A 12,921-nucleotide genomic window follows, 5' to 3' on the forward strand; every position below is an offset into this window, starting at 1 on the left:
TTCCCTCACCTCAGCTTTACTGAAATATAAGTTTTGATGCCCTTCAAAATAGAGAAACGGGCGACCCTGATTCGATAGGACTGATTCTTCTTAAGGTCCAGGCGGTGACGATCATATATCACACGATGGTTCGTCTCCCTACCTGTCCGTAAGGCTAGTTCTTTCCCAATCGTTTGAGTGATGCCTGTCATATAGACCCATCCATCTTTTAGGAAGGTGTCTTCACCCGCATCATTCGGCACTCCCGCTCCAAAGGTCTTAAAACGGGTAGCTGTTAGTTCAATCACCCCGTCCTCAAGTACAAACATTTCTTCCCAGTCTTCTTTTTCCACCGAATGTGTCCATCGAACGGAGAATTCCGCATCTTCCTTGTACAGGAACGCACTTTCAGTTTCATCTTCCGCTACAATCAGAAGGAGTGGAATTTTGACAACTGCGAGGAGAATGCCCAGGCAAAGAGTGACAGCGGCGATCATTACTACTTTCCATTTCATCGTATAAAAAAGGGCACCGGAGCGATGCCCTATGACCCTTACTCTAAAATGCCCTGTTCTTGATAGAATTTCTTAGCTCCCGGGTGAAGAGGGGCCACTAAATCCTTAGCAATTTCATCACGGCCTAGCTGTTTCAATGCCCCTACCGAAACGCCTTCTGTACCCAAGTATTCGTAGTAACGCTTCGTCAGGTCATAGACCACGTCTTCACTTAAGTCTGGAGAAACAATAATCATATTCTGAATCCCTACCGTTTCAACTGGATTCTCTAAGTTATATTTTGCTTCATTTCCAGCTTCAATTTTATTGGCTTTGTAGAAAGGATATTTATCCATCAGCTTCTTAGCCGTTTCTCCTTTAATTTCTACAAAATTAATGTCCGTTTGCTGCTGTAAATCTGTAATATTGCTGTTCGGTACTCCTGAGGTAAAGAAAGCCGCATCCAGGTTTCCATTTTTCATTTCCTGTACACTATCTGCATAACCTGTATGGGTTACCTTGGAGAAGTCATCATAAGTCAGTCCAACCGCTTCCAGAACTTTCTTCGCGCTCTGCTCTACCCCAGAACCGACTTTTCCAACGCCTACTTTTTTACCTTTCAAATCTTCTATGGATTGGATGCCGCTGTCTTTCAGCGCAACTACCTGCACCACATTCTGGTACATGCCGGCCATGGCTTGAACATCAACTGAATTCCCTTCAAATTGTCCATTGCCTTCGATAGCATCATACCCGACGTCACTCATAATGATAGCCATCTGATTTAATTGATCCTGGATGTTCTGGATATTCGCTACAGAAGCTCCAGTCGATTCGACGGTTACATTATCAATACTGTCACTTTCTTCAAAAACCGGCTTTAAGGCTCCGCCGATTGGGTAGTAAGTTCCTGATGTTCCTCCTGTTCCAAGTACAATAGATTTCGAATCCGATCCGCCTGATCCAGACGCTCCTTCTGAGCCTCCGTCTCCTCCACAGGCAGCTAATACCATCACAGAAGCAAGTGCTATTAAAAATACTAATTTTTTCAACATCGTTCATCCCCCGTTTCTGAATTTCAATTTCTAAAACTAATGGTAACGCTTTCATATTATTTTTAGAATATTATGAACATATTGGACATTTTGGTCTTTTTGGTCACGTAGTACACAAAAGTTAAAGAGCAGTTAAACATTATTGTTGATTTTCATAGAAGACTTATTAAACTATAGGGCCGTTTACTTTAAGACTCAGTTTCGAGATATTGGTTATGAGGAAGGTCCGGAGGGGGACGATTTCGCTTTCCGCGGGCATGTGCTGAGCTTCCTCGGGCTTAACAGCCCTGCGGGATCTCACCGATCATGTTCATCCCGCAGGAGTCTACATCGTCCCCCTCCGGACCTAGCCGAATGAGAAACTCGAAACCACTTAAGATATCTTCTTGATAAACAAAAAGAGCATGGGAACATGAGGGTTTTTCATACTAAAAAGATGTGGAATGGCTTGTCATAGTAGCATTTAAGACCAGTTAAGAAGAGAGCATCCTCTCTTCTAGCAGGGTCCGTTATTCTCCCGTGGCTGGGTTGGTGGGGAAATGGCGAGACTCCCATGGGAGAAGGAATTAGGTGAGATCCCGCAGGGAGTGAAACGAGCGAGGAAGCTCACCGTTCCCCCATAGGAAAGCGAGTTATTTCCCCACCAGCCCTCTTCCACATAGAGTAACGGACCCAAACTATCTCGAAACTGAGTCTTCAACAAAAGGGAGCTTTACTGTAAGATCAACTTGGGGATCTAACAAAGAGAAAATAAAAAAGACCTTTTGCCTGATCTGCAAAAGGTCTTACACTTTCATATGATAGCGATTTACGGGGCGGCCCACTCCTCCATACTGAATGTCGATATCCACCTCGCCGATTTTTTGGAGGTATTCTAAGTACCTGCGTGCTGTTACCCGGGCCATTCCCACACCGTCTGCTACCTGTTCAGCGGATAAAGCATCAGAGTTTCGGCTGAGAAAAGTAGTAATTTGCTCCAGAGTCTGTTGATTTAATCCTTTAGGTAATTCTTTGACATCATGATCAAGCTTACTTCCAACCAGCCCATCGATCTGCTGCTGTTGTAAAGCTCCCTCACCCCTTATTTCCGAACGGAAATCCCGGTAGTTTGTGAGCGCTTGCTGCAGACGCTCAAATTTAAAAGGTTTAATCAGATAATCGACGGCACCGTGCCTGAACATGGAGCGAATGGTATCTTTATCGTTGGCTGCTGTAATTACAATGACATCAACATCAAACGCATGCTTTCGTATTTCTTTAAGTGCTTCCACACCATCCTGTCCCGGCATAAAAATATCCAGAACGATCAGATGGGGAGAAAGCTCTTTGGCCATTCTCACTCCTTCTCTCCCATCCGAAGCGACATCAACGACTTGAAACGGAGATACCCGTTCAATGAATTGCCGATTCACTTCCTGGACCATGGGGTCGTCTTCAATTAACAACACTTCAATAACCTGTTGCCTGCTCATAGGAATCCTCCTCAAGTATCATAGGAAACGTAATTAATATGCTCGTGCCCTCTCCCTTTCGAGAAAAAACTTCGATCTCTCCCAGTCCTTTATCCACGATATTGTTCACTAAATAAAGCCCGATCCCTGAGCCCTTCTGTCCTTTTGTTGTAAAACCTTTATCAAAGATAGCTGTTTGTTGTTCACTGGAAATCCCCTTGCCATTGTCCTCCACACTAATGGAACAGCTATGTTCATTTTGCGAGATAGAAACATCGATCCACTTTTCTTCGCGTTCCATTTCCTCAAAGGCGTGAAAAGCGTTTTCGATAAGATTGCCTAATATAAGAACAAAATCATGCTGATCAAGTAAAGGCGGATAACGATGCATTTCACTTTGGCTATCAATCACCACTTCAATTCCCAGTTCTTTACCGCGGCTTACTTTACTGAGCAATAGACCGGATAAACTATAATCCTTCAAATTTTTCACTAAAAAGTTAGATAGGCGCTCCTGTTTTTCTGAAGTTTCAAATACAAAATCCAGTGCCTTATCCTTCTGATCTAGTTGAATGAGACCCGCAATGGTATGCAGCTTGTTTAAGTGCTCATGATTCTGAACACGTAAAGCATCCACAAAAGCTTTCACGCCTGTTAGTTCTTCGGCGAGTCGGGTAACATCCGTCCGGTCCTGGAAAATCACTACCGCACCGATTGTCTCCTCTTCTACTCTTATCGGAACGCGTGTGCTCATCACTAAAGTGCTCCCCAGCCGAAGCTCTTCATTATAAACACCCTGTCCCGAAGAGAGTACGTCCCCAAGCCTGATGTCCGGCATAACCTGTTCGATCCTTTGCTTTCTCTGATCTCCTTTAATACCGAGAATCTTTTTAGCTTTATCGTTCATAATTGTAATTTTTCCTTCATTATCAATGGCTACAATACCTTCATTCATAGCCTGGAAGGTGGCCGTCCGCTCCACGAGCAGCTGAACCACTTCGTGAGGTTCCAAATGAAACGTCTGTTCTTTTAAATGCCTCGCCAGCAGCCAGGAACCCGTAATTCCGAAAAGTCCTGTTAATAAAAGAACCAGCAGGATTTCGCTTTTCATTGCAAACAGAATTTCCTGCAACGATGGCAGTAGATTTCCGACAATCACGACACCGATCTGCTCGTGATCTTCATTCATCACGGGTACAAACCCCCGTACAGCTACTCCCATCACCCCCTCGGCCTTGGAAGTATAACTGTGTTCCCCAAAAGCCGGCCCTTCATCCTTGCCCGAAGATAAAGTGCCGAGCTTCTCTTCCACCGGATGAGAATATCGAATTCGATTCATATTCAGGACTACGATATAGTCCGAGCTGTTAATTGTACGAATCCGCTCCACTACAGGATTGATTTTCTTCCAACCCTCTGATTCGGTTAACCCTTCTTTAAGAGCTGGTAGATTTGCAATAGTCCTTCCGGTGACGAGGGCATGTTCTCCAAGTGATTCTTCTTTGGATTCAATTGAATTTCCTATTATGATAATACCGCCTATCAAAACGGTAAAGGCTACAATTCCAAATGATAGAATAGTAATCTTCCAGCGGATGGGCATCCGTTTAAGTGACATGACCGATCTTCCTCCCTCGTCTATTATTAATAGTGTATCACTTTAAAGCAGGCCTATGTTACACTATTGGAAACGATTACAAGGAGTAGTCCCTTTGAAAACGGTCGCAGCCATTTGTCTATTTATTTTCACAGGAATCGTGACAGCTTTTGTATTCGGATTTGATTTAAATGAATCCCAGGATTCCTTGCAGTACGATGATGAACAGGAAGGAATTGAAGATAAGGTCGTAATTAAATTCAGTCACGTCGTTGCCGAAAACACCCCAAAAGGCAGGGCCGTCCGGCAATTCGCTTCCCTCGTTCATGAGCGGACAGACGGGGAAATTAAAGTGGAGATTTATCCGAATGGAACCCTTTATAACGATCAAAATGAGTATGACGCATTAATAAACGGCCATATTCAAATGATCGCGCCGGCTACATCCAAGCTTACCGAGCGGTTCCCAAAATGGCAGGTCCTGGATCTCCCATTTGCCTTCCCCACCTATCAAGCAGTGGAGGAAGCTTACGAGGGGACGATTGGTCAGACACTGATTGATCAATTGGGCCCTAAGGTAAAAGGAATAACCTTTTGGTACAACGGCTATAAGCATGTGACCAGCAGCGAAGAACCTATGATCTTACCTTCTGATTTCAATCAAACTCACGTGAGAATCATGCCCAGTCCTGTTATTGAGTCCCAGTTCCATGCACTTGGAGCAAGTACCAGCCAGATGCCGTTCAATAAAACGTACAGTAATTTGGAAGTCGATTTTATTAATGGCCAGGAGAACACTTTATCAAACATTTACTCTAAGAATCTATACAAAGAACAAGACTACTTAACGATCAGTAATCACGGCTATCTGGGTTATGCTGTCCTTATGAATGATGAGTTTTGGAGTGAACTTTCTAACGAACATCAGGCTATAATTTCACAGTCCATAGAAGAAACGACCGATTGGATTAAACGGCATTCCATAGAAATTAACGATGCACACCTCCGTCAGATTAAACGGGACGACTCTCTGGAAGTGTATTATTTAACAAAAGAACAACGTGCCTTGTGGAAAAAGGCTGTTCAACCTGTATATCGGGAAACAGAGCCTATCGTCGGGGAGCATCTAATGGAAGAAGTTTATCGCTTACAAGAAAAATATCAATAGGAACACTGGAGGAATCAATATGAACACATTATTTGTTGCTGGTCATTCCAAACTACCTACCGGAATGGCCGCAAACCACATATCCGAATCTTTAACGCTTACTTTGGAAGTTGACAAAAAATATGGTGTCATAGTGGACGCTTCCTGTACTCTCGCCACGGATCATGGAAGGGAATTTATCAAATCCTTATTAAAAGGCTACAGTTTAAAAGAAGGTACAGACGAACCGGTGGCGCGTCTTAAAGAAGGCTATCTCGGCAAAGCCGGAAATGCTCTGGAAGCTGCTTTAAAAGATTCATACAAACAATATCAACTTCACCAGTAAAAGCCACCACAGGTGGCTTTTTTCTTTCCTTCTTTACAACCAACATGGATTGCGGAATTTAGAAAAAGTTCAGTTAAACGTTATTGTGAATTCATCAAAGGCTTATTAAGCAATAGGGCCGTTATCTGTAAGACTCAGTTTCGAGATATTTTGTAGAGAAAGGGTCTCCAGGGAACGGTTCGCTTTCCGCGGGCATATGGTGAGCTTCCTCAGGCTTCGCCTTCCGGGATCTCACCGATCATGTGCATCCCGCAGGAGTCTTCACCGTTCCCTTCCGCCCCTTTGCGATTATTAAACGCTCAAAATCCTCTACGTATATACCTCCATATGAGGAAAAATGACCTGTGATCAACGTTAATTCCGAGTCTGTCCAGGGGGATAAACGCCGCTATAGAAGCATTTAGGACGATTTCAGGTTTCCCGTTTTTCCTATTAGCAAGGGTCCGTTCACAAGAAATCGCAGGGCTGGTGGGGAAATGAGGAGACTCCCGCGGGAGAAGGAGCTAGGCGAGACCCCACAAGGAGTGATAACGACTGAGGAGGCTTGCCAGTTCCCCCGCAGGAAAGCGACTTATTTCCCCACCAGACCTCCTCCTTTTAACGTCACGGACCCATTTATCTCGAAACTGAGTCTTAAACAAACAGGAGCTTTTCTGTAATAACAACACGGAGGTTTAATAGAAAAAAATAATTCATAAAGAGGAAAAATGTAGTAATCTAATAGTAAGATATAATAAAGAGAAAGGGGATAAAGATGTATAAAGGACCAATTTGGCGCAAGATCTCAAGAGCCGCAAGCCTGATTATGAACAATCAGAAAGAAATTTATTTCATATTGGTTACCCTCGGCATTATCGGTTCTATAGCCTACGGAGCATTCTTCTATTATGAAATCTTAGACAGTGCCTACGCAGCAAGCCCGAAAACCTTTATTGACTATCTCATCCGCCCTTCCCTCCTGGCTCTTTTTGTGGTTGCTATTCTCATTATGTTTACCGTTTTCTTTGCAAGAGTCTTATCCTTATCCGCTTTGAAGAGCTTAACCGTATTTAAACTGGGGGTGGAATTTGGGGAATGGGAAGAAAAAGAACGAGCGATCGCCAGTAACTTCCGATTCACTTCTTCAGTCTTAAAAAACCATGAGGACACGCTCATTAAATTAGTAAGAGAAAAGAGAACGGCCCTTCCGGATATTGTTGAGTACTTGGTTGCTGAATTTAATAAATTGATTAAAGCGACCAAGAACGACGTTAAAATGGAAATTGACATCGTCTCTTACTCTCAGTTGGAGAATTTTGAACAGAATGTATATGAAGAAATTATCTCTGATCCTTATAGCACGACAAGATACTACAACTCTGTTTTTGGACCTTACAACCTTTTACTCGGTGTAGTTGAAAGACCGAACAAAGAAGATACTGTTATTGTGAGAATGAGAAAAGAGAGCTCATACGTGATGGACGAATATGACCGTGAAACACTGGAAAGTCTGCTTGCCTATGCTGTTAACCTGAAAGAAACCTTAGAACTAAGGAAAACGGCGTACCTCAAAGGTGTAATGAATACCGACGAGGCCGAGGTCCCTGCTGAGCCCTGGGTATTAGCGAATGCCAATTCACTTCCGGAAAAATTAACAAGCTCTATCAGTAAAGATCAGTCCATGTCTGACGAACATTACTCCTCTCCTGACTTCGAGGATTATGAGAAGGCACCGATGTCCATCATGGATCTGTACCACAAACGAAATTGCTAAAAGTAAGAGAGCAGCAACACTTGACTCTATGCAGAATATTCAACTTTTATTAGATTCCGGTATAATTCCTATTTAAAAGAGACCAGTGCATGGCACTGGTCTCTTCTTTTTTAACTCACTTGAACTCGTTCCAACTTTGGAATCCGCTCCGCAATCTCTCTCCCAATTTCAAAAGAAGCGGTTGCCGCAGGTGATGGGGCATTACACACATGAACAGAACGCTTACCCGTAATGATATGAAAATCATCGACGAGACGTCCATCCTTCAACATGGCCTGCGCCCGGACGCCAGCATCTGTTGGAATTACATCTTCTTCTTGAATATCCGGTACCAGGCGTTGAAGGCTCTTCACAAAACTCTCTTTATGAAAAGAGCGCACCATTTCCTTCATGCCTTCTTTCATATTGACTCTTGCCATTTTCCAAAACCCAGGGAATGATAAAACATCAAACGCATCTTTCCAGTGGAAATCGGTCTTACGATACCCTTCACGCTTAAAGCTTAGTACAGCGTTTGGTCCTGCATGGATGCCACCGTCCATCATCTTCGTCAAATGAACGCCGAGAAAAGGGAAAGCAGGGTTCGGAATCGGATAAATCAGACCTTTTACTAAATGGTTCTTCTCCTCGGTTAATTTAAAATATTCTCCTCTGAACGGGACAATCTGCAAATCCGTATGAATTCCTGCCATCCGGACAAGCCGGTCGCTGTGAAGACCTCCGCAGTTTATGAGAAAGCGCGATTTCAGTGTGCGCTCGCTCGTTTCTATCGTAACCTCGCCGGCCCCCTCGTCAATTGTCTCGACAGCTGATCCGAATGAAAACTCGACACCGGCCTGCCTGAGCAATTCTGCGATTTTTACACTGACCTTCTTATAATTAACAATGCCTGTTGAAGGAACGCGGAGTCCTTCAATCCCATTGGCGTACGGTTCAATTTCCTGCAATTCCTTACGCCCAATCCTAGTCACATTCAATCCATTTTCCTGAACGCGATCGTTCAGGGCTTCTAAACGAGGAATTTCCTCTTGTTCGGTTGCGACCAGCACTTTTCCGCACACTTCATGAGGAACGTCATGAGTCTCACAGAATTCTACCATCGAGTTCCTGCCCTGCATGGCCATCCGCGCTTTTAAACTGCCAGGCTTGTAATAGACACCTGAGTGGATGACGCCACTATTTCTTCCAGTCTGATGGGCAGAAAGCTCCTGTTCCTTTTCAACAACTATAATGGAAGCACCGGGATTCTTCTGAATGAGTGCGAAGGCTGTGGACAGACCCACAATACCCCCGCCGATAATCACATAATCATACATTCTTCTGCCTCCTACTACTGTACAAAATGTCCTCGCTGACGAAGTAATTCTCTATGGAGATCAGGATTCTCTTCAAACCCGGCCCTGCCGTGAAGCCAAAAACGATTATTCAGCATTACTAAATCTCCAACTGGAAGTTCCAGTTCAATGACCCCTTTTGAGTTTTCCATAGATTGAGACAGTTCTTTCAGATACTGAGCCTGAGCGATCGTTTCTGGGAACACAAACTGATCTATAAAACAGATGCAGGGACCATTATTCCATTCATAGAATGGTTTCCGCTGTACATCTTCCGAGACGTTTTTACTGGCCGGAGCCTTATAGGTGAAAGGATAGGAAGCAAGTGGCTGATTGTAAAAGTAATCAAACTCTTCCCATTCATCAAGGTGCAGCAATCGAGAGCTTCCTCCAACTGCATTTTCTTCCTCCATCTTCATCATGAGCAGCCAGTCCGTCGGCTCATCCACATAGGTTCCATCCGTATGAAGTGTAAAGCGACGGTATGCCTGACGAAGATACGAATCACTGTCATCCGTATGCTTCACAGAGAAGCGTGCATAGTATTTTTTTGACATGGCATCAAAGTTTGGAATGCCCGCCAGGTGCGACAAGGCCGTGGAGAATTTCACATAGTCCTGAGCATCCTCCGTACGCCCTTGCAGTCCCACTGTAAAACCACCGGAATTCCGGTCATGAAGAAGAGTCCGGATCGTGTTTCCAAAGTCCTGATCCACTAAGTTCAGCAGTATATTTGCTGTGATAAACCGCTGGTAAGGAATATACTCCAACTGCTCATCACTAATGGCTTGAACCTCCTGCAAAAACTGATCAATCACCTGTTCTTCAAATTCAATATGATATAACCGATTATGCTTTGGATGCGACTTAATAGAATATCCTTGTCCTGTTATTGACGGAAGACTCTCTTTCTTCATTTCTACTGCACACATGTTTACTTCCCTCCATAATAGTTGTAGTGGTACATCTTTATGGGCCCATAAAAATTAAAAAAACCAGTCCTCTTCCGATTTAAGGAAGAAAACTGGCTTTAAACTGCGAGTTAACCTCTGGCGTTGTAGAGATTAGACAGTTTTAACAGTTACGTTATCTGCTTATTATACTACCGTTGCAGCCGGACAATGAAAGGGGCTTCCTTTCTATGGGACTGCTTTCTATTATCTATCCTATCGATGTTTTAATATTCTGTCAATAGAGAAAGATAAACAGTTGAGTAGCAGTCTTATTTCAGGCAAAAGAGAAGATCTACTGCGCTTCATAACCCTCTCATCTGTTATCATTAAACTAGTAAAATCAACGTGTCTCAGGAGGAAACAATGGAACTTACTGATCAATTAGGCCGTGAAATCATAAACCGATTATCTAAATATATTAATGTGCCCATTAATTTAATGAATCCCCAGGGTAAAATAGTCGCCAGTACTGATCCTGCGCGTGTCGGTCAAAGTCATGGCGGCGCGATAGCGGTTATCGAAACTACTGAACCGCAGTTTATTACGGACGAGGATGTGATTCATTATGCTAACGTTAAACCGGGCGCGAATCTTCCTATTTTTCACCGTGATAAACTCGCAGGTGTGGTTGGTTTAACGGGACCGCCTGATCAGGTGACCCAGGCAGCTGGAATGACTCAAGGTTCTGTTGAAATTGCCTTAGAACAAATTTACATACAAAGACAGGCTTTTTATCAGGAAAGGCAATGGAACCATTGGCTCCAGCAGCTTCTGAACGAAGAAATGGATCGTGATGAACTGATAAGAGAAGCCTCCTACACGTTAAGAACAGATGTGAATCGTACATGGCAGGTGCTAGTCTTTCAAGCGGAGGAACCTTTTGAATTAGCTGAATCCCTGAAGTCTATGTTTCATCATAAAGATTATCTATTTATTCTTCCATATCAGGATAACATGGTGATTGCAACTATCCTTTTTCCTGAAACCTCTATCTTTTATCCAGATAATATCCGCTCAAGAATCGGAGTAGGCGAGCCTGGGTTTTCAATAGATGGAATAAGACACTCTTTTAAACAAGCCTGTGAAGCCATTGAACTTAGTGATAGAAAGTGTGAACCTATTTACAGTCGAGATTTACAAATGGAGAGACTTCTGCATAATGTAGATCCACGTACTTTTCTTGAGGTGACGGAAGCTTATCAAAACCGCCTGCAGCATTTAGAAAAGATTTATCACACCACCCTTACACATTTTTTCAAACAGGATATGAAAATGAACCGGACAGCTGAAGTTCTTCATATTCACCGCAATACACTTATCTACCGTCTGGATCAATTAACAAGAAAAGTAGGTTTGGACCCCAGGCATTTTAAAGATGCAGTTATATTGCAAACGATACTTTTACATAATTAATTTGTGCATTTGCCTAAGAATACGCTTTCATTTTTCAGAATGTTTGTGTAAATAATCAATTGTTTTCAGCCCTGAATTTCGTTTCAATTGAAACAGGCTGATGAATAGGAGGTAGCTAGTATGAAAGTAGTCTTTGCCCCAGATTCTTTTAAAGGAAGTCTGACTTCCGTACAAGTATCAGAAATAATGGAACAAGCTTTTCTCGACGTCGATCCAGATGCAGAAACCATTCTGAAACCGATGGCTGATGGCGGAGAAGGAACGCTTGAAGCTCTGTCCAAAGCCTCTGACCCTCAAAAAGTGAGCCTGACATGTACAGGTCCTCTTGGTGAAAAGGTGGAAAGCTTTTATATCGAATTTGAGGATCAGCGAGCTGTCATTGAAGGAGCTGCTATTGCGGGATTACCCCTAGTTCCAGATGAACAGAGAAATCCTGATTACACCACTACTTTTGGGATTGGGGAAGCGATCCTACATGCCCTGAATCGGGGGCACCGGGAGTTAATAATCGCCATTGGAGGAAGCTCCACTAATGATGGAGGTCTCGGCATGCTGCAAGCTCTCGGAATGAAGACGTTTGACAACCAGGGCAGGGAAACAGGAGGATTTGGAAAAGATCTTTTCCATATTAAAAGGATTGATTTTTCTTCGATCGATGCCCGGTTAAAAAACACAACAATCAGGGTTGCCTCTGATGTTGATAATCCTCTAACTGGTCCTAAAGGGGCGAGCCATGTTTACGGACCTCAAAAAGGTGCCTCTGAAAAACAAGTACTTACTTACGACCAGGCTTTGCTTGACTACGGAAAGCTTGTCGAAAAAGCGAGTGGTAGAGCGGTCATGAATTCTCCTGGAGCCGGAGCTGCAGGCGGACTGGGCTTTGCTTTTTTATCCATTGGAGCATCACTGGAATCGGGAGCCAGACTCATCTCAGAAGCTATTCATCTGCCGGAAGAGATACAATGGGCTGACCTCGTTGTAACCGGTGAGGGGCAAAGTGACGAACAGACGATGTACGGAAAAGCTCCAGGTTATGTAGCAGAATTGGCCAAGCAGCACAATAAGCCTGTTCTTCTCCTGTCAGGGAGTTTAGATGGAGAATACGAGGAATTAAATCAAGTTTTTACAGGATGCTTTTCAATCGTTCCAGGACCTAGAAATCTAACAGAATGTATGGATTATGCCGAAGAGTACTTGTACAAAGCAACAACACAAGTGGCGCATCTCATATTAAGTTTTGCAAAGTAACAGGTGAGCCTCGCACTAAATTTATATGAAGCTGTTTTAAATCAACTATAAAGAGAGAGACGTCTAAGTTACTAGACGTTTTTTTCTTATAACGACTTTCCACTATAATAGTCTTTTTATACCACGCTCGATAATTTTCAGAAAATAAAGA

General features: G+C 43.3%; 11 protein-coding genes. 5 read left to right on the top strand and 6 right to left on the bottom strand.

Annotation, left to right across the window (positions count from 1 at the left end; genetic code table 11):
• Positions 1–5: 5 nt before the first annotated feature.
• The 4 genes from ACTWP7_RS15060 to ACTWP7_RS15075 all read right to left on the bottom strand — a co-directional run bounded on the left by ACTWP7_RS15060 (position 6) and on the right by ACTWP7_RS15075 (position 4,597).
• On the bottom strand, positions 6–494 hold the full coding sequence (locus ACTWP7_RS15060; RefSeq protein WP_443123889.1) for a DUF1850 domain-containing protein: 489 nt from the start codon (positions 492–494) through the stop codon (positions 6–8).
• 38 nt (positions 495–532) lie between these two features.
• A complete protein-coding gene (locus ACTWP7_RS15065) occupies positions 533–1,528 on the bottom strand; it encodes a TAXI family TRAP transporter solute-binding subunit (protein ID WP_443123890.1) in 996 nt (331 codons plus the stop codon).
• A gap of 785 nt (positions 1,529–2,313) precedes the next feature.
• The gene (locus ACTWP7_RS15070) at positions 2,314–3,000 is read right to left on the bottom strand and encodes a response regulator (RefSeq protein ID WP_443123891.1); all 687 of its coding nucleotides are present in this window, start codon (positions 2,998–3,000) and stop codon (positions 2,314–2,316) included.
• Positions 2,978–4,597, bottom strand: coding sequence for an ATP-binding protein (locus tag ACTWP7_RS15075; protein ID WP_443123892.1), 1,620 nt, complete (start codon positions 4,595–4,597; stop codon positions 2,978–2,980). The genes ACTWP7_RS15070 and ACTWP7_RS15075 overlap by 23 nt, the downstream gene beginning before the upstream one ends.
• Before the next feature lie 94 nt (positions 4,598–4,691).
• On the opposite strand from ACTWP7_RS15075, the gene ACTWP7_RS15080 reads away from it, so the two are divergent.
• The 3 genes from ACTWP7_RS15080 to ACTWP7_RS15090 all read left to right on the top strand — a co-directional run bounded on the left by ACTWP7_RS15080 (position 4,692) and on the right by ACTWP7_RS15090 (position 7,822).
• Entirely contained in the window at positions 4,692–5,744 is a 1,053-nt protein-coding gene (locus ACTWP7_RS15080) for a DctP family TRAP transporter solute-binding subunit (RefSeq protein WP_443123893.1), read from the top strand.
• 19 nt (positions 5,745–5,763) lie between these two features.
• Positions 5,764–6,069, top strand: coding sequence for a DUF3870 domain-containing protein (locus ACTWP7_RS15085; RefSeq protein WP_014644424.1), 306 nt, complete (start codon positions 5,764–5,766; stop codon positions 6,067–6,069).
• 754 nt (positions 6,070–6,823) lie between these two features.
• Positions 6,824–7,822 (top strand): hypothetical protein, encoded by a 999-nt coding sequence (locus ACTWP7_RS15090; RefSeq protein ID WP_443123894.1) that lies wholly within the window; start codon positions 6,824–6,826, stop codon positions 7,820–7,822.
• Between the two features lie 110 nt (positions 7,823–7,932).
• Here the strand turns inward: ACTWP7_RS15090 and lhgO are convergent, their stop codons facing one another.
• Positions 7,933–9,138, bottom strand: a complete 1,206-nt coding sequence (lhgO, locus tag ACTWP7_RS15095; RefSeq protein ID WP_443123895.1) for an L-2-hydroxyglutarate oxidase — start codon at positions 9,136–9,138, stop codon at positions 7,933–7,935.
• 14 nt (positions 9,139–9,152) lie between these two features.
• Positions 9,153–10,088, bottom strand: a complete 936-nt coding sequence (glaH, locus tag ACTWP7_RS15100) for a glutarate dioxygenase GlaH (RefSeq protein ID WP_443123896.1) — start codon at positions 10,086–10,088, stop codon at positions 9,153–9,155.
• Positions 10,089–10,472: 384 nt separating this feature from the next.
• Here glaH and ACTWP7_RS15105 point away from each other — a divergent pair, with 384 nt between their 5' ends.
• On the top strand, positions 10,473–11,522 hold the full coding sequence (locus ACTWP7_RS15105; protein WP_443123897.1) for a CdaR family transcriptional regulator: 1,050 nt from the start codon (positions 10,473–10,475) through the stop codon (positions 11,520–11,522).
• A gap of 120 nt (positions 11,523–11,642) precedes the next feature.
• Positions 11,643–12,770 (top strand): glycerate kinase, encoded by a 1,128-nt coding sequence (locus ACTWP7_RS15110; protein ID WP_443123898.1) that lies wholly within the window; start codon positions 11,643–11,645, stop codon positions 12,768–12,770.
• The last annotated feature ends 151 nt before the right edge of the window (positions 12,771–12,921 follow it).

Source organism: Halobacillus sp. B29 (assembly GCF_052246755.1).
Taxonomy (GTDB): Bacteria; Bacillota; Bacilli; order Bacillales; family Halobacillaceae; genus Halobacillus; species Halobacillus halophilus.